The 18,609-nt window shown below is 71.2% G+C and carries 22 protein-coding genes; 8 read left to right on the top strand and 14 right to left on the bottom strand.

The annotated features are described in order from the left end of the window. Window positions 1-33: 33 nt before the first annotated feature. From ACEXOR_RS06145 to ACEXOR_RS06135, 3 genes are read left to right on the top strand one after another with little or no spacing between them, the layout of a single operon-like run. Window positions 34-1,041, top strand: coding sequence for a hypothetical protein (locus ACEXOR_RS06145; RefSeq protein ID WP_374848545.1), 1,008 nt, complete (start codon window positions 34-36; stop codon window positions 1,039-1,041). 33 nt (window positions 1,042-1,074) lie between these two features. Beyond that, on the top strand, window positions 1,075-1,548 hold the full coding sequence (locus tag ACEXOR_RS06140) for a hypothetical protein (protein ID WP_374848544.1): 474 nt from the start codon (window positions 1,075-1,077) through the stop codon (window positions 1,546-1,548). Then, window positions 1,538-1,849: a transcriptional regulator gene (locus tag ACEXOR_RS06135; RefSeq protein ID WP_374848543.1), complete on the top strand. Its 312-nt coding sequence runs from the start codon at window positions 1,538-1,540 to the stop codon at window positions 1,847-1,849. The genes ACEXOR_RS06140 and ACEXOR_RS06135 overlap by 11 nt, the downstream gene beginning before the upstream one ends. Window positions 1,850-1,875: 26 nt before the next feature. On the opposite strand, the gene ACEXOR_RS06130 is transcribed toward ACEXOR_RS06135, so the two are convergent. From ACEXOR_RS06130 to ACEXOR_RS06120, 3 genes are all read right to left on the bottom strand, one after another. Continuing rightward, the gene (locus ACEXOR_RS06130) at window positions 1,876-2,235 is read right to left on the bottom strand and encodes a hypothetical protein (protein WP_374848542.1); all 360 of its coding nucleotides are present in this window, start codon (window positions 2,233-2,235) and stop codon (window positions 1,876-1,878) included. 141 nt (window positions 2,236-2,376) lie between these two features. Next, window positions 2,377-2,865 (bottom strand): helix-turn-helix domain-containing protein, encoded by a 489-nt coding sequence (locus ACEXOR_RS06125; RefSeq protein ID WP_374848541.1) that lies wholly within the window; start codon window positions 2,863-2,865, stop codon window positions 2,377-2,379. 115 nt (window positions 2,866-2,980) lie between these two features. After that, window positions 2,981-3,823 (bottom strand): helix-turn-helix transcriptional regulator, encoded by an 843-nt coding sequence (locus tag ACEXOR_RS06120; RefSeq protein WP_374848540.1) that lies wholly within the window; start codon window positions 3,821-3,823, stop codon window positions 2,981-2,983. Between the two features lie 117 nt (window positions 3,824-3,940). Between ACEXOR_RS06120 and ACEXOR_RS06115 the strand changes: the two genes are divergently transcribed. Beyond that, window positions 3,941-4,621, top strand: a complete 681-nt coding sequence (locus ACEXOR_RS06115) for an SDR family NAD(P)-dependent oxidoreductase (RefSeq protein ID WP_374848539.1) — start codon at window positions 3,941-3,943, stop codon at window positions 4,619-4,621. Between the two features lie 44 nt (window positions 4,622-4,665). On the opposite strand, the gene ACEXOR_RS06110 is transcribed toward ACEXOR_RS06115, so the two are convergent. Then, window positions 4,666-4,884: a hypothetical protein gene (locus tag ACEXOR_RS06110; protein WP_374848538.1), complete on the bottom strand. Its 219-nt coding sequence runs from the start codon at window positions 4,882-4,884 to the stop codon at window positions 4,666-4,668. Window positions 4,885-5,085: 201 nt separating this feature from the next. On the opposite strand from ACEXOR_RS06110, the gene ACEXOR_RS06105 reads away from it, so the two are divergent. Then, the gene (locus tag ACEXOR_RS06105) at window positions 5,086-5,457 is read left to right on the top strand and encodes a hypothetical protein (RefSeq protein WP_374848536.1); all 372 of its coding nucleotides are present in this window, start codon (window positions 5,086-5,088) and stop codon (window positions 5,455-5,457) included. Here the strand turns inward: ACEXOR_RS06105 and ACEXOR_RS06100 are convergent. Further along, the gene (locus tag ACEXOR_RS06100) at window positions 5,436-6,395 is read right to left on the bottom strand and encodes an NAD-dependent epimerase/dehydratase family protein (RefSeq protein ID WP_374848535.1); all 960 of its coding nucleotides are present in this window, start codon (window positions 6,393-6,395) and stop codon (window positions 5,436-5,438) included. The two genes, ACEXOR_RS06105 and ACEXOR_RS06100, sit on opposite strands and share 22 nt — an antisense overlap. A 66-nt stretch (window positions 6,396-6,461) precedes the next feature. Between ACEXOR_RS06100 and ACEXOR_RS06095 the strand changes: the two genes are divergently transcribed. Continuing rightward, entirely contained in the window at window positions 6,462-6,812 is a 351-nt protein-coding gene (locus ACEXOR_RS06095) for a metalloregulator ArsR/SmtB family transcription factor (protein ID WP_374848534.1), read from the top strand. A 38-nt stretch (window positions 6,813-6,850) separates the two neighbouring features. Here ACEXOR_RS06095 and ACEXOR_RS06090 read toward each other — a convergent pair whose 3' ends face one another. From ACEXOR_RS06090 to ACEXOR_RS06075, 4 genes are all read right to left on the bottom strand, one after another. Continuing rightward, a complete protein-coding gene (locus ACEXOR_RS06090) occupies window positions 6,851-7,447 on the bottom strand; it encodes a gamma carbonic anhydrase family protein (protein ID WP_374848533.1) in 597 nt (198 codons plus the stop codon). Window positions 7,448-7,474: 27 nt separating this feature from the next. Next, on the bottom strand, window positions 7,475-8,821 hold the full coding sequence (locus ACEXOR_RS06085) for an MFS transporter (protein ID WP_374848532.1): 1,347 nt from the start codon (window positions 8,819-8,821) through the stop codon (window positions 7,475-7,477). Then, a complete protein-coding gene (locus tag ACEXOR_RS06080) occupies window positions 8,818-9,384 on the bottom strand; it encodes an ArsR/SmtB family transcription factor (protein ID WP_374848531.1) in 567 nt (188 codons plus the stop codon). Before ACEXOR_RS06080 ends, ACEXOR_RS06085 begins: the two co-directional genes overlap by 4 nt. A gap of 64 nt (window positions 9,385-9,448) precedes the next feature. Continuing rightward, window positions 9,449-9,862: a MerR family transcriptional regulator gene (locus ACEXOR_RS06075; protein ID WP_374848530.1), complete on the bottom strand. Its 414-nt coding sequence runs from the start codon at window positions 9,860-9,862 to the stop codon at window positions 9,449-9,451. 103 nt (window positions 9,863-9,965) lie between these two features. Here ACEXOR_RS06075 and ACEXOR_RS06070 point away from each other — a divergent pair, with 103 nt between their 5' ends. Next, window positions 9,966-11,477, top strand: a complete 1,512-nt coding sequence (locus tag ACEXOR_RS06070) for a SulP family inorganic anion transporter (RefSeq protein ID WP_374848529.1) — start codon at window positions 9,966-9,968, stop codon at window positions 11,475-11,477. Between the two features lie 237 nt (window positions 11,478-11,714). After that, window positions 11,715-13,154 carry an HNH endonuclease signature motif containing protein gene (locus tag ACEXOR_RS06065; protein ID WP_374848528.1) on the top strand — a complete coding sequence of 480 codons (1,440 nt, stop codon included), beginning with the start codon at window positions 11,715-11,717 and terminating at the stop codon, window positions 13,152-13,154. A 34-nt stretch (window positions 13,155-13,188) separates the two neighbouring features. On the opposite strand, the gene ACEXOR_RS06060 is transcribed toward ACEXOR_RS06065, so the two are convergent. From ACEXOR_RS06060 to ACEXOR_RS06040, 5 genes are all read right to left on the bottom strand, one after another. Continuing rightward, window positions 13,189-14,133: a linear amide C-N hydrolase gene (locus ACEXOR_RS06060; protein WP_374848527.1), complete on the bottom strand. Its 945-nt coding sequence runs from the start codon at window positions 14,131-14,133 to the stop codon at window positions 13,189-13,191. A 110-nt stretch (window positions 14,134-14,243) separates the two neighbouring features. After that, complete coding sequence (locus ACEXOR_RS06055; protein WP_374848526.1) at window positions 14,244-15,476, bottom strand: ice-binding family protein; 1,233 nt, start codon at window positions 15,474-15,476, stop codon at window positions 14,244-14,246. 164 nt (window positions 15,477-15,640) lie between these two features. Further along, window positions 15,641-15,991 (bottom strand): DUF7882 family protein, encoded by a 351-nt coding sequence (locus tag ACEXOR_RS06050; protein WP_374848525.1) that lies wholly within the window; start codon window positions 15,989-15,991, stop codon window positions 15,641-15,643. 41 nt (window positions 15,992-16,032) lie between these two features. Beyond that, on the bottom strand, window positions 16,033-16,884 hold the full coding sequence (locus ACEXOR_RS06045; protein WP_374848524.1) for an SGNH/GDSL hydrolase family protein: 852 nt from the start codon (window positions 16,882-16,884) through the stop codon (window positions 16,033-16,035). Between the two features lie 162 nt (window positions 16,885-17,046). Next, on the bottom strand, window positions 17,047-18,477 hold the full coding sequence (locus ACEXOR_RS06040; protein ID WP_374848523.1) for a UDP-glucose dehydrogenase family protein: 1,431 nt from the start codon (window positions 18,475-18,477) through the stop codon (window positions 17,047-17,049). Window positions 18,478-18,609 lie beyond the last annotated feature (132 nt).

Raw genomic sequence — 18,609 nt, 5'->3', positions numbered from 1 at the left:
CCCATGGACTCGTCGGCGTGGGATGGTACCCCCATGCGCTCGACTCCTGGAGCAGTGGCCGCGACATCCGTGAATCTGCGCTCGTCGACGCCGGATGCCGGGGGTGCAGCCACCCTCGCGGTGCTGCTCGGGCTGGCCGGCGCGCTGCAACTCGCTGCCGCGACCGTGCGGTGGGCGCCCTGCGTGATCGACGGCCCGCCCGCCTACTCGGCTGACGGGGTGCAGACGGATGCCTGTGCCGCAGCCGTCGACCACCTTCGCGATTACGCCCTCATCTCCGCACCGTTCGAGCCGATTCCCGGCGCCGTGGCCCTGGCGGGGGTGGCGTCGATGGTGCTCGTGGTGTTCTGGGCGGTCACCGGATGGCGGTTCCGCACGCGTCGCGTGCTCGCTGCGGGGTCGGCGATCGCAGCGGCCGGCTCGTTCTGCATCGCCGTCACGCAGCTGCTGGCTGCCGCGACCGAGGGTGAGCTGGGGGTGATCGAGAGCTGGGCCGTTCTCTCGGTCGTCTCTCTCGTGGCGGCCCTCGCATCCGTCGTCACCGCGGTCGCACTCGCGTACCGCACGCGACGGTCTGTCGAAGCGCTGGGCTGGGCCCTCGTGGCCGTGGCGGCGGTCGTGTCGTTTCCGCTCGTCGACTACGTGATGTTGAACCCGTTCTTCGGCACGCACGACAGCCCGATCGGCAGCGAGGTGCCGGGTGCGATCGCCGTCGTGGCGGCGGCCGTCGGGTTCGCGGTCGCGGCGAGGGGGCAGCGCCAGTCGTGGTCGGTGCGGGCGGGGCTGCTCGCCGCGCTCGCGGCCGGGGCGGGGCTGATACTGGTCGTTCTGGGCTCGGGGTACGGAGTGTCCTGGATCGAATGGGATGCCGCGAACGAGACCAACCACTACGTCGAACGGCCCGGCGGGTTCGTCGTTCTCGTGGTGACCTGGATGCTCGCCGCGGTGCTCGGGCTGGCCGCGGTCATCCTGGCTGTGCTCGCCGTGCGCGCCCGGGGCCGGGAGGCGCGCGGTGATGGAGTGGCGGTCGGCGAGCATTGACTTTACTCGCAGGCAAGTGAAAGACTTGGCTGTATGGAAAGTGAATCGGAACGGATGCGGGCGAACGACGAGAGCGCGCAGGCACGGGAGGCGCTCGACGCGCTGCACGCCGATCGGCAGGTGCTCGCCGATCGCATCAGCACACCTCGCTGGTACTACCCTCTGCTCGGGGTGGCGACCGCACTGATCATCGGCTCGCCCGGCGGGGGACTGCCGGGGCAGTTCGTGATGGTGACGTTCGGATGCCTCGGGATCGTCTTCCTGACGATGGCGTACCAGAAGGCCACCGGGCTCACCGTCACCCGCACGGCCGGGCCGCGGAGCCTGGGGCTGTCGATCGTGCTGGGCATCGTGGTGGTTCTGCTGCTGGGGGTGTCGTTCTCGCTGGCCGCCACCGGGCACTCCGCCTGGATCGCCGCCTCGGCCGCCGCAGCGTTCGCGGTGATGTGGGGCGGCGGCGTGCTCTATGACCGCGCCTACGATCGTGAGCTCCGGCATGGGCGCTGAGGACGGGTTCGACGAGCTCATCCACGCACCGAACCGGTTGCGCATCTGCGGGCTGCTGCGTCCGGTCGACACGGCGGAGTTCTCGGTGCTGCGGTCGGCCCTGGGGCTGTCGGAGGCCAATCTCTCCAAGACGCTGAAGGCGCTCGCCGACGTCGGCTACGTGAAGGTGTCGAAGGGGGCGTCGAGCGGGCGGAGCGATCTGCGGCAGACGACCACCGTCGGGCTCACCGTCGCCGGGCGCCGGGCGTTCGACGGGCACGTGGCGGCGCTGCAGCGGATCGCGGCGGGGTCGCTGGGCTGAGCCGGCCGGCGTGTGGATGCGGGCAGTCAGTCGCCTCCGCCACCACCACCGCCGTCGCCCCCGCCGCCGCCGTCAGAACCGCCGCCGCTGCTTCCACCGCCGCCGTCGTAGCTCCCGCTGTCGGTGCCGCCGCCGTCCTGGCTGCCGGTGTGCGTCGGGGTGGGCGGGCCGTCGGGGTCGACGCCGGGGTGGTGGTCGTCGCGAGATGACGAGGGCGGGTCGGAGCCGAAGAAGACCGGGGTCGCCCCGGCATCGTTCTGGGCGGCGGAGCGGGATCGCCGGCCCGCGGCTGCCGAGCGGCGGGCCGAGTACGCGATCAGTGTCACGACGACGATCACCACGACCACGATCGCGGCGATGACTACGGCGGTGACTGCGCTGTCCATGGGTGCTCCGTTCTCGGCGGTGCGCCAGGGCCGCGCGGAGTGCGGCCCTGCATCCGTCACTCTACGAAGTCACGGGAGGCGTCGCGTCCACCAGATGGTGGACACCTGCGCGGCCTGCCGTGGCGGGCGGGGATGAGGAGCTCACTCGGCGGGGGTGGCCGAGCGGGAGAGCGGGTACTTCTGGTCGAGGCGGGGGTTGATGACCGAGTCGAGCAGGAAGCGCGAGAGCAGGCTGCCGGCCGCCCAGTACGCGGCCACGGCCAGGATGGCGATGCCCGGCACCACCTGGGTGGCGATGAGGGCGATCACCACGAACGTGACCAGCAGACCCACCCCGCGGTAGAGGTTGCGGTAGCCCTCGACCACGGAGTCGCGCCGGCGCTGCTGGGCGGCCGCACGGTCGTCGAGGCCGTCGACCGCAGCGCTGAAGTCGTCGTCGTCGACCGTGGTGAAGAGGTCGCGAACGGGTACCTGCAGCGACTTCGCCACCATCGACAGGGTCTCGAGGCTGGCGTCGTGGCCGCCCTCGAGGCGCTGGATGGTTCGCACGGCGACGCCGCTCTCGAGGGCGAGCTTCTCCTGGGTCCAGCCCCGCTCACGGCGGAGGGTGGTGATGCGCGATTCGTTCATGGGGCAACGCTACGGCGCGAGGCCCGGATGCGACCACGACAGCAACCCGCCAGAGTCCCGCCACTTGCCCGACACTGGCGGGGTGGCGCGGATTCGGCCGGACGACGCTGGCGGGTCAGGCCGGGGTGGGGGTGAGCGTTTGCAGGCCGGTGACGCGCAGGAGGTCGAGGCGGGCCGCATCCGGGCTGTCGGGGGCCACCGTGTAGACCACGATGCGCAGGTCGCTGCCCGGGGCCGTGAGCACGTCGCAGTCGACGGTGATGGGGCCCACCGGGGTGCTCGTGACCGTCTTGCGGCTGGCGCGGTGCTCGGCCACCTTGGCCTCGGCCCAGCGGCGCTCGAACTCGGGCGACTCGGCACGCAGGCGCGAGACGAGCTGCGCCAGGCGGCCGTCGCGGGGGTAGCGGCCCACGGCGGCGCGCAGGTCGGCCGCCAGGTCGCTCGCGAAGTCCTCCTCGTGCTGGGCGTCGAACTCGGTGCCGTCGTGGCCCCACATGAAATGCCGCCACACCAGGTTGCGTTCGATGCCCGCGAAGTGCGACGGGTCGCCGTTGATGGCGGCCCACAGGGGATTCCAGAGCACGATGTCGTGAGTGGCCGTGAACACCGCCAGGGGAACGTCGTGCAGCCGGTCGACGATGCGCTGCACGCCGGGGCTGACGTGCTGCGGCACGATGCCGGTCGAGGGAGGAGCGGCGCCCGCCGCGCGGTAGAGGTGGTCGCGTTCGTCGTCGCTGAGGCGCAGCGCGATGGCCAGGGCGCCGAGCAGCTGGGGAGACGGGTTCTGCGCGCGGCCCTGCTCGAGCCGCACGATGTAGTCGACGCTCACGCCGGCGAGGGCGGCCAGCTCCTCGCGGCGCAGGCCCGCGGTGCGGCGGCCGGCTCCGGCGGGCAGGCCCGCTTCAGCGGGGGTGACGCGGTCGCGCCAGGATCGCAGCACGCTGGCGAATTCGCTCATGGTCCCATCCTGCGCCCTCGGGATGGGCGTGGGGTGGTACTGCGAGTCCTCCTGTCGGCCGGTCCCGGTGTCGGCGGGGGCCTGGGGGATGCGCGCGGCCGGGCGCAGGCTGAGGGCATGACAACGACACTGATCACCGGGGCCAACAAGAGTCTCGGCCTCGAGACCACCCGCCGGCTCATCGAAGCCGGCCACACCGTGTACGCCGGGATGCGCGACCTCAGCACCGGAGACGAGGCCCGGTCGCTCGGCGCCATCGCCGTGCAGCTCGACGTCACCGACCAGGCGAGCGTCGACGCCGCCCTGGCCTCGCTGCCCGAACTCGACGTTCTCGTCAACAACGCGGGAGTGCTCGGCACCTCGTTCGGAGTCGACGACCTCACGGCCGAGAGCATGCAGAGCGTGCTGGACACGAACGTGCTCGGCATCATCCGGGTGACTCAGGCGGCACTGCCGCTGCTGCGGAGGTCGGCGCAGCCGGTGGTGGTGAACGTGGCGTCGGGCGTGGGGTGGCCGCGGTGGCTCACCACCGAGGGGCGCGACGAGTTCCCGGTGCCGGCCATCCCGTATGCGGCGTCGAAGGCGGCCGTGATCGCGTTGACGGTTCAGTACGCGAAGAACCTGCCCGAGTTCCGGATCAATGTGAGCGACCCGGGCTACACCGCCACCGACTTCAACGGGCACGGCGGGCACCAGACCGTCACCGAGGGAACGGACGCGACGGTTCGGCTGGCGCTGCTGGGTGCCGACGGCCCGACGGGGGAGTTCCACGACCGGGAGGGGCGGATCGCGTACTGAGCGGGGGCCTGCGGCAGTCGGTCGCGGTCGATTCGGGGTGCGGGTCAGAACCAGAAGTCGCGGTAGCCGGCCTCGTAGCGGTGCATCAGCGCCATCGGCGAGTGCGGGGTGAAGGATGTGCGTGGCTCCCCGATCAGGAGATCCCACAGAGCATCCTGGCTGAGGTGCCGCGACCGGCCGTCTTCGGCGTGGTCGCACCCCAGCTCGTAGGCCGAGGTGAGCTGGGCCTCGGAGAGTTCGTTCTCGCCTGGAATCGGCGGCATGCAACCTCTCGGTGTCGCGGGGGCGACGTGGTGGGTGACCTCTGACCATCTCACACCCGGGCGGGGATGCCTAACCGGCCGTTCGGGGTTGCGGAGCCCGTCGCGCAGCCGATCGCGCGGCCGGCCGCCCCGACCATCACACGCGGTGCCCGGTTCGTCAACGGTGGTGTGCTTTCGGCGCGCGGAACGCAGAGTGAGGCCATGCAGAAGCTCTATTACTCCAGCGGCTCGGTGCTGCTCGGTGACGACGTGTGCGCGGCCGTCATGGAGTACTCGAGAGCGCTCGCCGATGTGGCCAGGTCGGACCTGGTCACCGTGCCCTCGCTCACCGAAGGAGATGTCGTCGGCTCGACGACCTTCTTGCTCGGGCCCGCGAGCCAGCTCTACGCCACCCCGGTGCCCGACCCCGGAATGGGGCTCGGTGTCGAACTCGAGGTCGACCTCGACGACCATGACGCGGTGCTGGTCATGCGGCAGAAGGTGGCCGACCTGCAGCCGCTCCGGGGTCAGGCGGACGACCTGAACCCGGCCGTGGAGCCCGACTTCGACACCTACCTCGGCGACCGCGACTGAGCGGGCCTCGTCGGTGACGTGAGAGGGCGGCGGCGGCCCAGCCAGGCGGTGATCCTCAGGTCGGCCACGCTGAAGCGGCCCTCGGGCAGCGCGGCGCGGATGCTCGCCTCGTCGAACGGCCGGGAAGGGCGGATGCCTACCGGCAGCTCCGGAGCGAACGGCGCCGGCTCGTTCACGCCCTCGGCGAGCATCTGGGCCTGAGCCTTCGCCACCAGCGGGGTGACCATCGTCCACTCGGTGAGCTGGGCGAGCATCCGGATCGACCACACCGGCGCCCGCACGTACCGGGGCTGCCGGCCCGCCACCCCGGCGATGCGTCGCACGGCGGCGCCGAGCTCGAGCTCCTCGGCGCCCATCACGGCGACGGTGGGTTCGACGATGCGGCCCTCGATGGCGGCCACCAGCACGTCGACCGCGTCGTCGATGGGAACCGGGCGCACCGCCCGCTCCCGGAAGCCCACCGTGGCGAACACCGGGAAGGTGCGCACTGCACGGGAGACGTGGTCGACCATGTGGTCGCCCGGGCCGTAGATCATGCCGCTCTTCAGGATGGTGTGGTCGATGCCCGAGGCGCGGATGAGCTCCTCGGCCGCCCACTTCGTGCGGTGGTAGGCCGACCGGCTGTCGGGGCGGGCGCGGAGGAAGCTGAGGAGCACGATGCGCTGCACGCCTGCCCGGTGAGCGGCCTCGATCACCGCGCGGGTGCCGTCGACGTGCACGCTCTCGAAGGTCTGGTCGCCGATCTCGCGGTTGATGCCGGCGCAGTGGGCCACCGCGTCGCAGCCGGCGAAGTCCGCGGCCAGTGCGTCGACGTCGTCGATGCGGGTGCCGGTTCGGCGCGACACGATCACGGTCTCGACCCCGCTGCCCGCCTGATCCAACCGCTCGACCAGATGGCGTCCGACGAATCCGGTGCCGCCGGTGATGGCTACTCGCATGGTGCGCTCCTTCGCTTATTAGCAATGAAGCTACACTGTATTTAGTATCAGTGCTATATTGCAACCATGGCAGATACGGCGTCAGACATCTTCGCGGCTCTCGCCCATCCGACTCGCCGTCAGATTCTGCAAGACCTCAAAGACGGCGAGCTCGCGGCGGGCGAGATCGCCGGCCGTTTCAACGCCACCGGGCCCACCATCTCGCGGCACCTCAGCGTGCTGCGACAGGCCGGCCTCGTGACCGAGCGGCGGGATGCGAACCGCATCCTGTACTCGCTGGTGGGCGAACGGCTCGCGCTCTCGGTGGGTGATTTTCTCTCGACGGTGTGCCCCGAGCAGATCGTGCTGCGCGAGGTGCGCAAGCGCGGCGGCGCCGCGGGTTCTTCGGCCGCCTCGGAGGCGCCGGCTGCTTCGTAGGACTCAGTCTCGACGTCGCCCGGTGCAGACCCCTCCACTCAGGGGGCGATGATCTCGTCGGCGGCGTGGGTGCCGTAGTAGGCGGACTGCTGCCGCATCCGTTCGGCGGGGGAGACGCCGGGGCCCGTGCCGTAGACCGTGCCCGAGAAGTCGAGCTCGCGTTGGATGGCCCAGATCTCGTCGTGCCGGTCGGGCGGGAGGATGGCCGCCGGGTCGCCCACGGCCACCCAGCCGATGGGCACCACGGCCCCGGGCGCGACGACGGTGTTCACCTGCACCACACCGTTGATGCGCACCTCGGCGCCGTGCCCGATGCTGCTGCCCGGAAACAGGGACGCGCCCGTGGCGACGAAGGCCTCGTCGGCGACGGTGCTGCCGTTCACGTGGGTGTGCGGCCCGATCATCACCGCCGCACCGATGCGGGCGGGGTGGCCGGCGCGACCGCGGACGAGGGCGTGCTCCATGACGACGGTGTTCTCGCCGATGAACACCTGGCCGTCTTCGGCGGTGAGCACCGCGCCGTGCAGGATGCGGGCGCCGGCAGCGATGCGCACGTCGCCCACGATCACGGCCGAGGGGGCGACGTAGGCGGTGGGGTCGATCGTGGGGGCGTGGGTGCGGTGGCGGATGAGCATGCGGGGCCTCTCGGTGGGGTCGTCGCATCAACCTATCGGTGGGGTGGGTTCGGCGCCGGGCGTGGGAGTGCTCGGGGTGGTGAGGCGGCGCACGCTCGCGACCGAGAGCGCTGCGAGCGAGGCGACCACGATCAGGGTCGCGCATCCGATCAGGGTGGCCTCGGTGCCGAAGCGCTCGGCCAGCGGCCCGACCAGCACCTCGCCGAGCGGGATCGCGACGAACGAGCCGACCATGTCGTAGGAGTAGACGCGGGCGAGGGCCTCGCGGGGGATGTGGGTCTGCAGGGACTGGTCCCAGGCGATGGCGAACACCTCGAGGGCCACGCCGCCGAGCGCGAACGCCACGAGAAGGGTGGGCAACGCGGGCGCGATGCCGAGCGCGGCCACCGGCACGGCGGTCACAGCCATCAGCCCTACGCCGATGCCGAGGGCGTGGTTCGGGCGCCAGCGCAGGGCGAGAACGGCTCCGGCGGCGAGTCCGGCGGTCTGGGCGGCGATCACCAGCCCCCAGGATGCGCGGCCGAACGTGGCGTCGGCGATCACCGGCCCGAGAATGGTGGTCGCTCCCACGAAGGCGGCGTTGAGCACGGCGAACTGGGCCACGACCACCCAGACCCAGCGGCGCGCGGTGAACTCGCGCCAGCCGGTGCGCAGGTCGGCGACGACGGATGCGCGGGGCACGGGAGGGGGCGGCTCGGGTGGGGCGGCTTCGGCTGCGGCCGGGTCGGGTTGGGCGGCTGCGGCTGGCTCGGGTGGGGCGGCTTCCGCGGGCGGGGTGAGACGCAGGCGGGAGAAGAGCAGGGCGGCCAGGGCGAAGCCGGCGGCGTCGACGGCCAGCCCCCATCCGGGTCCGACTGCCGCCACGATGCCGGCGCCCGCCGCCGCGCCCACGATGCCCCCGGCGTTCAGACCCAGCCGCAGCAGGGCGTTCGCGGGCCGCAGCAGCTCGGCCGGAACCGTCTCGGGCACCATCGCCGCGGCCGCCGGCATACTCACCGCCGCCACCGCGCCGTTGAGGGCGCTCAGCAGGGCGAGCGACACAACCGTCGCCGACCCGGTGAGAACCAGCCCGGCCACCGTCGCCTGGGTGGCGGCCGCCGCGAGCGAGGCACCCACGAGCACCAGGGTGCGTGGCAGGCGGTCGGCGAGCACGCCGCCGAACAGCAGCACGGCGACGTTGGTGATGGATCGGGCGGCGACCACGAGCCCGAGATCGGCGGCCGAGCCGGTGAGGTCGAGCACGGCGAAGGCCAGTGCCACGGGCGCGGCCGCGTTGCCCAGGATGCTCGTGGTGCGCGCCGCGAGCAGCCACCGGAACGCGCCGTGCCGCAGGGGCCCGCCGCGGCGGCTTGCTCGCCGTGGCCGGCGCGTCACGGACGCGGGCGCTTCAGTGGAAAGAGTGCCGCCGTCATCGACACCGGCCCGGTGCCCGGCGATCGGGGCGGCTGAGCCCGTGCGTGCAGCAGCGCCGAAGCCTGCCCCACCATCAGCACGACCCGGCGCCAGGTGTCGGCGTCTACCCACAGTTCCGCATCCGTCGTCACCTGCGGGCCCTCGACGCGGGCCGCCGAGCGACGCTGCAGCTCGGCGGCCAGCGCGGCCACGTAGAGAGCGCGCTCTTCGGGTGCGGAATCCTGATCCGCCGGGCGGCCGGCCGCCGACGACGAGGGTGCCGGCACCGCGTCGTCGAGCCGGAACGGCTCCGCCGACGACTCGTGCCGATACCGCTTCGCCTCCCCGCCGCGCAGCCGCACCACCTCCACCACCCGCACCAGCCCCGCGCGCTCGAGCACCCGCAGGTGATAGCTCGCGGCCGCCTGCGACACCCGCAGCTCCCGCCCCACCTCCGCTGCACTCAGGGCCGACGCCGTCACGAGCGAGAGTATCTGCAGCCGAAGCGGATGGGCGGTGGCGCGCAGACGGTCGAGTTCGGTCATGGCCCCATCGTGACCGGGTGGCCGGTGACCGTCAAATAGCCCTTTGGGGGTTGAGTCGCCCGGCTCAGGGGTGTCGGCCGGCGCTCCTGCCGCCGCTGCTGCTTCGGTCGTGCAGCAGCGCCAAGAACTCGTCGGCCATGTCGAGCTGCCGCTGCAGCTTCTGCCGCTGCTCGGCGGCGCGCTCCACGAAGCGGTCGAGCTGCGCCCGCAGCTCCGGGTCGTCGCCCTGCTCGAGCGTGTCGATGATGCGCAGCAGCTCGCTCATCTCCTCCAGGGGGAACCCGAGCGGCTTCATGCGCCGGATGAGCATCAGTCGGGCGAAGTCCCGCTCCGTGTAGAGCCGGAACCCGCCGTCGGTGCGCCCCGACGGCTTCAGGAGCCCGATCTCGTCGTAGTGCCGGATGGTGCGCAGCGACAGCTCGGTGCGCTCGGCCAGCTCGCCGATGTGCATCATCGCGGCGGTGGTGTCGGGCTCCATGGCGTCTCTCCGGTAAATCAACTCTTACGTTAAGGTAGAGTTGCTGAACCCGCTGAGATTCCAGTGAGAGCTCCAACCCACCCCTATTCTCCAGGAGACAGCCATGTCCATCACCCGGAAACCAGGCTCGGCCGAGCGCTACCGGGCCGAGCCCACGGTTCTCACCGCGCTGAAGACCCCTCGCATCCTGACCCGGGAGGTGCTCGCCGGGCTCGTGGTGGCCCTGGCGCTCATCCCCGAGGCCATCTCGTTCTCGATCATCGCCGGGGTCGACCCGCAGGTGGGGCTGTTCTCGTCGTTCGTGATGGCGGTGTCGATCGCCTTCCTCGGCGGCCGGCCGGCCATGATCACGGCCGCCACCGGAGCCGTGGCGCTGGTGATCGCGCCGGTCGCTCGGGACTACGGCATGGACTACTTCATCGCCACGGTGATTCTGGCGGGCGTCTTCCAGGTGCTCTTCGGCGTGCTCGGCGTGGCCAAGCTGATGCGGTTCATCCCGCGCAGCGTGATGGTGGGCTTCGTGAACTCGCTCGCCATCCTGATCTTCATCGCCCAGCTGCCGCAGCTGCTCGGCGTGAGCTGGCTCGTGTACCCGCTCGTCGCGGTGGGCATCCTCATCCTGGTTCTGATGCCGCGCATCACGCGGGTGGTGCCGGCGCCGCTGGTGGCGATCGTGCTGCTCACCGCCGCGACGCTGGTGTTCGCGCTGAACGTGCCGACCGTGGGCGACCAGGGCGCCCTGCCACGCAGCCTGCCGTCGCTGTTCGTGCCGAACGTGCCGTTCACGTGGGACACCTTCGCCGTCATCGCCCCGTTTGCCGCCGCGATGGCCGTGGTGGGGCTGCTCGAGTCGCTGATGACCGCGAAGCTCGTCGACGACATCACCGACACGCACTCGCGCAAGACCCGCGAGGCCTGGGGCCAGGGCGTGGCCAACGTGCTCTCGGGGTTCTTCGGCGGCATGGGCGGGTGCGCGATGATCGGGCAGACGATGATCAACGTGAAGGCCTCGGGCGCCCGCACGCGCATCTCCACGTTCTTGGCCGGTGTGTTCCTGCTCATTCTCGTCGTGGGGCTCGGCGACCTGGTGTCGATCATCCCGATGGCCGCGCTGGTGGCCGTGATGGTGATGGTGTCGGTGGCCACGTTCGACTGGCACTCCATCCGCCCGTCGACGCTGCGCACCATGCCCGTCGGCGAGACGGCCGTGATGGTGGTGACCGTGGGGGTCGTGGTGGCCACGCACAACCTCGCCATCGGCGTGATCGTAGGGGTGCTGGTGGCGATGGTGATCTTCGCCCGGCGGGTGGCGCACTTCGCCACGGTGACGCGCTCGGTGCGGCTCGACGAACCGGTTCCCACGGCGTACTACACCGTGGTGGGGGAGCTGTTCTTCGCCTCGTCGAACGACCTCACCACGCAGTTCGAGTACGCGGATGATCCTGCCCGCGTGGTGATCGACCTGTCGGCGAGCCACATCTGGGATGCATCGACCGTGGCCGCGCTGGATGCGATCGGCACCAAGTATGACAAGCGGGGGGTCGAGGTGGAGTTCGTGGGGTTGAACGAGGAGAGTTCGCGGATTCGCGGGCGGTTGGCGGGGCGGTTGGGGTAGGGGGTTGCGGCCTTGGGGGGCTTGATGCGCTGGGGCCGCGGGCGCGGCTGCCGCGCGCGGGGCGCTTGCCCTCGTGATCGTGGGGTGATTTTTCGAGAGCGGATGCGCGGGCCGGGGTGGTGCTGTGCGCCCGGTCGGTGGGTGGGTGGTTGTGCACAGGCGTCGGATGGCCTGGTTTTGTACACAGATTTATCCGCGGGGGCGTGGGTGTCAGTGGGGTGGGATTGAATTAATCTCATGAAGAGTTCGGGTGTGCGATTCGGGTCTGGCGGGTTCGCCGGGCCTGCGGCCGGCTTGCCTGAGCGCTGTGGGCTTGGGGGTGAGGGTGTTGCGGCGGCGATCGATGCCGTCGACGACGAGATCCGGGCGGTGCTGGCTTCGCTCGTGCAGGTCGAGGCGGAGGTGGCGGTGCTGGAGGGGCGGCGCGCGACGCTGCTCGCGCGGGCCGCGGCGCTGGCGGAGGAGCGGTCGCTTGTCAGCGGTGAGGGCTCCACGTCGGTGGGTCGTTCGATGGCGCGGCGTGGCATCGCAGCCGAGATCGGTTGCGCGATGCGGCGCTCGGAGCGCACGATCGCGCGGCTGATCGACGAGGGCGAGCGCTTGGTGCACGAGCTCCCGGCCACCCTCGCCCAGGTCGCCGCCGGTGCCATCTCGTACGCGCACGCCCGAGCCGTCATCGCGCACGCCATCACCCTGCCCGTGGCGGCGCGCCCCGCCTTCGAGGCGCAGGTGCTCCCGTTCGCGGCCACCGAACCGGCCTACCGGTTCGACGACCGCGTCCGCCGCCTCCGTGAGCGCGCCCACCCGGAGTCGATCGCCGAACGCCCCCGCGCCGCCCGCGACGAGCGCCACGTCGCCCTCGAGCCGGGCTGCGACGGCCTGTCGACGCTGGTGCACCTGCTGCCTGCGGCCGAGGCGTTGGCCATCGACGACCTGATCGACAGGATGGCCCGGTCGCAGCGCTCCGACACCGACCCGCGCTCCCACGCCCAGCGCCGCTCCGACGTCCTCACGGGCCTGGTTCTCGGCACCTGCGACCGCGGGGCCTTCACGCCCACGGTGCTGCTCACCGTCCCCGCCGCCACGATCGCCGGCCACACCGAGGAGCCGGGCGAGCTCCACGGCTACGGCCCCATCGATGCCGACACGGCACGTGGGCTCGCCGCCCGGGCACCAACCCACATCCGCGTCCTCACGCACCCCACCACCGGTGACCCGGTCCTCCTCACCCGCCACCGCCGTCCGCCCTCCGCGCACCCCGATGAGTCGCGTGGCACGGCCTTGCCGACGGCGGTTGCTGGGCCTGAGGCTGGTGCCACGGTCCAGGCGAATCCGGCTTCAGCGACGGGTGGAGCCGCACCCGCGGCTGCCGAGTCGGGCCGCTCGCGCTACAGCGCGTCGGCGCTGATGCGCACGGCGCTCATGGTCGCCGACGAGACCTGCCGGTTTCCGAACTGCGCCCGCCGGGCGAGCCGCTGCGAACTCGACCACACCCGCGACTGGGCCCTCGGCGGCAGCACGACCCCCGACAACCTGGCCCACCTGTGCTCCGGGCACCACCACCTCAAGCACCACGGCGGCTGGTCGGTCGAGGCGGGCCCCGGCCGCACCCTCCTCTGGACCACCCCGCGCGGCGCCCAATTCACCACCCACCCCGCTCGCGGCGCTAGCCCCTAGGGTCAGCTGACGCGGAGGCGTGGGTCGGTAGGAATCAGTAGGCGAGGGTGCCCGGGGCGAGGTGCGCGGTCTGGTCGCCCACGAGGGTGAGCTCGCGCGGGTCGAGGCTCACCACCTCGGTGGTGTCGGCCAGATCGTCGAGGGTGATCCAGAAGATGTTGGGGCTCCGCGTCGAACCGAAGTAGTAGACGCGGTTCGTGAGGTCGGCTCCCGCCCGCCACCAGGTGGGGTACACGTCGCCGGTGGAGTACGGCGCCCCGTACGGAACCGAGACGTTCGCGATCAGCTGGAACACCCCCGCCACCGCTTCCTCCACGTTCTCGGGCTCGGGCAGGTAGTTCAAGAAGTACGCCGAACGCACGAACCGGTCGAGCGACGTGATGTCACCGGGCGGGGGCAGCTCCCCACCGAACGGGCGGTAGTTCGCGAGGTTCTCGAGCTGCTTGTCGAGCGTGGGCGAGTTCGCCATCACGGTGAACTCGCGCCCGTGGTGCACGACCAGCTCGCCGCCGATCGGCTCGATGATCGCCGAGTCGCCCGTGGCGTCCTCGAGGGCGATATGGATGCCCAACTCGAGGCCGCGGAACGTGGGCGACGTGATGCGGATGTGATCGATGTCGTCGATGGCCTCCGCCACCGTCGCGTAGTTGTCGAGCAGGTACTGCACCCAGAGAGCGTTGGCGACCGAAGGGCGCCCATCCGGTTCGGGGAACGAGACGTCATCGGGGTCGAGGTAGAGCGCGTGCGCGCCGAGACCCTTCTCGTTCAGGCCGTCGACCGTGCCCATTCCCCACATGCTCGTGACGATGCTCGAGTACGTCGACACCCAGGTGTGGCTGTCGCTGTCGACCGAACGGCCCGAGCGCTCGGTGCCGCGGGGCACGAACCAGAGTTCGGGTTCGTCGCTCACCGCCCAGTCCATGCAGCGGCTGACCGTCTTGGCTACGTCGTTGTCATTCCAGAAGATGCGTGTGCACACGTTCGGGAGCGTAGCGCAGCGGCTGCCGCGGGCGGGAGGTCTGGTCGAAAAGCGCTCTGCGGGCACGACGAAGCCGCCGCCCTCGCGAGAGAACGGCGGCTTCGGGCAACTCAGACCTGCGAGCGGCGGCGACGAACCATGGCGATGGCCAGGATGGAGCCGAGCGTGAGAGCGGCGATTGCTCCCAGACCGATCGCGAGCGGCATCGGACCGATGCCCGTCGAGGCGAGGTCACCGCTGGAGCCGGGGCCCGAGGCGTCCGAACCACCGCCCGGGGTCACCGGCACCGAGTTGGTGGAGGTGGGAGGTGTGCCGCCACCGGGAGGAGTTCCGCCACCGGGAGGGGTGCCCCCACCGGGAGGGGTGCCCCCAGGAGGAGTGCCGCCTCCGGGAGGCGTACCCTCACCGGGAGGAGTGCCGCCGCCCGGGGGAGTCGTGGTGGGCGGAGTCGTGATTGGCGGGTTCGACGTCGGGGGCGCTGTGGTGGTGGGCGGGTTCGACGTGGTGGGCGGGTTCGACGTGGTCGGCGGGTTCGACGTGGTCGGCGGGTTCGACGTGGTGGGCGGCGTCGTGGCCGCGTCGCAGTCCTGACGGAGGAACGTGGTGTTGATCAGCGTCACCGACGCGTTGCGAGCCAGAGCCCGCCCGTCGACCACGGTGCCCGACTCGGTGCTGATGGAGGCGAGAGCCATGATGGTGCCCGTGAACGTGCTCCCGGTGCCCAGCGTCGCCGAGCTCCCCACCTGCCAGAACACGTTGCAGCTGTTCGCCCCGTTGGTCGGCACCACGCTGCTGCCGGTGGCCGTGGTGAGGGCCGATCCGATCTGGAAGACGAACACCGCATCCGGATCGCCGCCCGCATCGAGCGTGAGCGGGCCGGTGATGCCGATCGAGCTCGCCGCCGTGTAGACGCCGGGGAGAACGGTGGTGTTGCCGATGTCGCCCGCGATGTCGCCGTCGGAGGCCTGACCCGCGGCCGCATTGTACGCGGTGGTGAGATCGTTCTGGGCGGCGAGGGCCTGCGCATCGACGTCGTGCGTCTCGCCTCCCACGAAGCCGGGCGGGAAGCCCGAGATGCGCGGGCCGGACGGTGTGCCCGGACTCACCCCGAGGCTGGCGGGCAGGACGCTCGGCCCGGTGTTGGTGACGCTCTGGCCGCCGAGCACGGTGTAGGCGCCCGCGTTGCCCAGATCGACCGTGGTGGCGATGGCGCTGGCCGACTGCGAGCCCAGCCAGGCGATGGAGATGGTGCCGAGAACCAGGGCGGCGCCGGCAGCACCCGAACGAACGAAGGTGGACGAGCGGGAAGAAGAAGATGTGCGATGAGCGGTGAGACTTCTCATGAAGCCCTCCAGAATCCCCGTGTTCTCCGGGGCATGAATCACGAGGTGTGAGTTACCTGACCGTAGCCCTGAACGGCGTGGCGTGCCAAGTGCCAGGCACTCTGCCAGGCTCGGGGCGCTTGAACAGCCGGATTGCGAACCGGCCAATCCGATGGCGGCGATCGCTACGAATAGAGACTTCTGCCGTGGGGCTCGAACGGCTCGGCGGTGGCGGCATCCGGCTCCGCGATGAGGTGCAGGTCGAGCGACGGCCGGGACTGGCCATCGGCCAGGAGTGCCCGGATCCAGCGCTGGTTGATCGCCGGCACCCGCGCCCCACGGAAGACGAACGCCAACTCGACCCCGGGGCGGATGCAGAGGCTGTTCAGACCATCCGGGTCGTCGGCCTTCTCGCCCCACGTGAACACGAAGGTCTCACCGCGATTGCGTTTGGTCGTCAGCACGACGCGGAGGTGGGCCAGAACGCGGTCGTCGAACTCGACGGAGAGGGTGGAGTCGTAGATCAGCTTGCCCATACCCCAATCACGGCCACCACGCTCCTGGATGGCAGGGGGGTTTACACCCGGGTCCAGACAGGGTAGGGAGCGGCGCGCCCATCACCCGTCGACCGGCGTGTGAGGCGACGCTTCACCCACGGGGCCACGTGCTCCCGGTAATACCGCAGGTCGGAACCGAGGCGGGCGCGACCCGCTGGATCGAGAACGGGCGCCAGGGGCGGGGGCGCATCCGCGATCGCTTCGAGGGCCAGGTCGGCCACCCGCTCGTGCCCGGCCGCATTCATGTGCAGCCGGTCGGATGCCCAGAAGTCGGCCTCGTGCAGGTACGGATCGAGGGACACGTCGACGAACGGGATCCCCGACCCCTGGGCGAACGACCCGAGCAACTCGGCCCAGGCGATGCCCCGGCTGCGCACGAGTCGCCCCAGGGGGATGCGCGAACTCGGATCGGCCGGACTCAGCAGCACCAGCTGGGCGCCGGTGGCGCGGATCGCCGTCGCGGCGGTCTCGACCCGTGCGAGCAGCGCGGCCGTGTCGAACCGCGGGCGCAGCATGTCGTTGCCGCCGGCGCAGAACGTCACGAGCGTGGCGGGCGGCTGTAGCGCCAGCGCGGCGGGCAGTTGCTCGTCGAGAACGCCGCCCAGCAGCCGGCCCCGGATGGCGAGGTTCGCGTAGAACACCGGCCGGTCGCCGCTCGCGGCCAGCCCGGTGGCGAGCCTGCCGGCCCAGCCGGGGAACGGCGCGGGAGCGCCGGTGCCGGTCCCAGTGCCATTGCCAGTGCCCGTGCCGTCGTCGCCGACGCCCTCGGTGAAGCTGTCGCCGATGGCGACGTAGCGGATCGGCGTCGAGTCGGGGCTCTGAAGGGAGAAGCCGGGCTGGTCGTCGGAGCCGGGCGGGCTCGAGGGGCTCATGGGATCGGTTCTCCTCGAAGGATGCGGCCGGGGCAGGCGGCGGGGACCAGCCTCACCGTACTCCGTCGCAGCCAGGGTTGGCGGGCAGCTCGAACCGGCTGGTCCCGTGACCAGCCGGCCCAGCGGCCGGCCCGGTGGCCGGCCCATCGGCCGGCCGGCCGCTCAGGCGGCGGTGGAGTGGCCTTCGTCGCGCGCATCCGACACGAGGGCGACCGTGCGGGCGTCGGAAGGCCGGCCCAGGGCGCGGTACGTCCAGCCGTCGGCCAGGTAGGCGTCGGCGTCGAGGGCGTGGCGCCCGTCGACGATTCGCTTCTCGGCAACGATCGATCCGATCAGCACCGGGTCGGCGTCGCGGAACTCCTGCCATTCGGTGAGAAGCACCACCACGTCGGCATCGCGGAGGGCTTCGTTCATGCTGTCGGCATAGCTGAGATCGGGGTAGGCGCGGTGGGCGTTCTCGTTCGCTTCCGGGTCGTACACGGTGACCTCGGCCCCTTCCATATAGAGGAAGCGCGCTACGTCGAGTGCGGGGGCGTCGCGCACGTCGTCGGAGTTCGGCTTGAAAGCGGCGCCCAGGGCAGCCACCCGCTTACCGGCGAGGTCGCCACCGGCGAGCTCGCGAACCAGGTCGACCGTGCGCACGCGACGGCGCTGGTTGATTCCGTCGACCTCCTTCAGGAAGCCGACCGCCTGGCCCACACCGAGCTCCTCCGCCCGGTAGACGAAGGCGCGGATGTCCTTCGGCAGGCAGCCTCCGCCGAAACCCAGCCCGGGCTTGAGGAAGCGCCCACCGATGCGGGTGTCGAACGACAGCGCCGAGGCGAGCAGGTTCACATCGGCGCCGGTGGCCTCGCACACCTCGGCCATGGCGTTGATGTACGAGATCTTGGTGGCCAGGAAGGAGTTGGCGGCGACCTTCACCAGTTCCGCGGTGGCGAGGTCGGCCACGACGAGCGGAGTGGCGTCGTCGAGGATGGGGCGGAACGCCGCCTCCAGCTGAGCGCGGGCCCATGGCGACGAGACGCCGAACACCAGACGGTCGGGGTGCAGGGTGTCCTGCACAGCGAAGCCCTCGCGCAGGAACTCGGGGTTCCAGGCCAGCTCGAGCTCGGAGCCGATCGGTGAGACATCCTGAACCAGGGCGGTCAGGCGTGCGGCAGTGCCGATGGGCACGGTCGACTTGCCCACGAGCAGGGCCTTGCGGTCGATACGCGAAGCCAGGGCGGTGAAGGCCGCGTCGACGTACCGCAGATCGGCGGCAGTGGAGTCCTTCGCCTGGGGCGTGCCCACGCACACGAAGTGCACGTCGCCGAACCGCGCGGCCTCGTCGAAGTCGGTCGAGAAGCGCAGCCGGCCGGAGTCGAGGGCCTCTCTGAGCTTCTCGGGCAGTCCGGGTTCGAAGAACGGCACGGTGCCCGAGGCGAGGTCGGCGATCTTCTTCTCGTCGACGTCGACGCCCAGCACGTCGAAGCCGAGGATGGCCATGCACACCGCGTGGGTGGCTCCGAGATAGCCGGTGCCGATCACGGTGATGCGGGGGTGCTCGATCACGGGGTCGGCGAGGGCGAGGGTCGAGGTGATGTCAGCGGTCATGGGATGCCTCCAGGCGGGTCGGGTCGTGCGGAATGGGTCGTGCGGAATGGATCGGGCGGGATGGGCGGGCGGAATGGGTCGTGCGGAATTGGTCAGGCGGATGAGTCGGGCGGATGGGAGTGGGACTCGGTG

The sequence above is a fragment of the Herbiconiux liangxiaofengii genome, from assembly GCF_041927335.1.
GTDB lineage: Bacteria > Actinomycetota > Actinomycetes > Actinomycetales > Microbacteriaceae > Herbiconiux > Herbiconiux liangxiaofengii.
This window is presented reverse-complemented; position numbering and strand designations above follow the sequence as displayed.

Bases quoted from the DNA above. Each gene is read 5' to 3' on its own strand.
- ACEXOR_RS06145 (WP_374848545.1), top strand. From the start codon at position 34: ATGCGCTCGACTCCTGGAGCAGTGGCCGCGACATCCGTGAATCTGCGC.
- ACEXOR_RS06140 (WP_374848544.1), top strand. From the start codon at position 1,075: ATGGAAAGTGAATCGGAACGGATGCGGGCGAACGACGAGAGCGCGCAG.
- ACEXOR_RS06135 (WP_374848543.1), top strand. From the start codon at position 1,538: ATGGGCGCTGAGGACGGGTTCGACGAGCTCATCCACGCACCGAACCGG.
- ACEXOR_RS06130 (WP_374848542.1), bottom strand. From the start codon at position 2,235: ATGGACAGCGCAGTCACCGCCGTAGTCATCGCCGCGATCGTGGTCGTG.
- ACEXOR_RS06125 (WP_374848541.1), bottom strand. From the start codon at position 2,865: ATGAACGAATCGCGCATCACCACCCTCCGCCGTGAGCGGGGCTGGACC.
- ACEXOR_RS06120 (WP_374848540.1), bottom strand. From the start codon at position 3,823: ATGAGCGAATTCGCCAGCGTGCTGCGATCCTGGCGCGACCGCGTCACC.
- ACEXOR_RS06115 (WP_374848539.1), top strand. From the start codon at position 3,941: ATGACAACGACACTGATCACCGGGGCCAACAAGAGTCTCGGCCTCGAG.
- ACEXOR_RS06110 (WP_374848538.1), bottom strand. From the start codon at position 4,884: ATGCCGCCGATTCCAGGCGAGAACGAACTCTCCGAGGCCCAGCTCACC.
- ACEXOR_RS06105 (WP_374848536.1), top strand. From the start codon at position 5,086: ATGCAGAAGCTCTATTACTCCAGCGGCTCGGTGCTGCTCGGTGACGAC.
- ACEXOR_RS06100 (WP_374848535.1), bottom strand. From the start codon at position 6,395: ATGCGAGTAGCCATCACCGGCGGCACCGGATTCGTCGGACGCCATCTG.
- ACEXOR_RS06095 (WP_374848534.1), top strand. From the start codon at position 6,462: ATGGCAGATACGGCGTCAGACATCTTCGCGGCTCTCGCCCATCCGACT.
- ACEXOR_RS06090 (WP_374848533.1), bottom strand. From the start codon at position 7,447: ATGCTCATCCGCCACCGCACCCACGCCCCCACGATCGACCCCACCGCC.
- ACEXOR_RS06080 (WP_374848531.1), bottom strand. From the start codon at position 9,384: ATGACCGAACTCGACCGTCTGCGCGCCACCGCCCATCCGCTTCGGCTG.
- ACEXOR_RS06075 (WP_374848530.1), bottom strand. From the start codon at position 9,862: ATGGAGCCCGACACCACCGCCGCGATGATGCACATCGGCGAGCTGGCC.
- ACEXOR_RS06070 (WP_374848529.1), top strand. From the start codon at position 9,966: ATGTCCATCACCCGGAAACCAGGCTCGGCCGAGCGCTACCGGGCCGAG.
- ACEXOR_RS06065 (WP_374848528.1), top strand. From the start codon at position 11,715: ATGAAGAGTTCGGGTGTGCGATTCGGGTCTGGCGGGTTCGCCGGGCCT.
- ACEXOR_RS06055 (WP_374848526.1), bottom strand. From the start codon at position 15,476: ATGAGAAGTCTCACCGCTCATCGCACATCTTCTTCTTCCCGCTCGTCC.
- ACEXOR_RS06050 (WP_374848525.1), bottom strand. From the start codon at position 15,991: ATGGGCAAGCTGATCTACGACTCCACCCTCTCCGTCGAGTTCGACGAC.
- ACEXOR_RS06045 (WP_374848524.1), bottom strand. From the start codon at position 16,884: ATGAGCCCCTCGAGCCCGCCCGGCTCCGACGACCAGCCCGGCTTCTCC.
- ACEXOR_RS06040 (WP_374848523.1), bottom strand. From the start codon at position 18,477: ATGACCGCTGACATCACCTCGACCCTCGCCCTCGCCGACCCCGTGATC.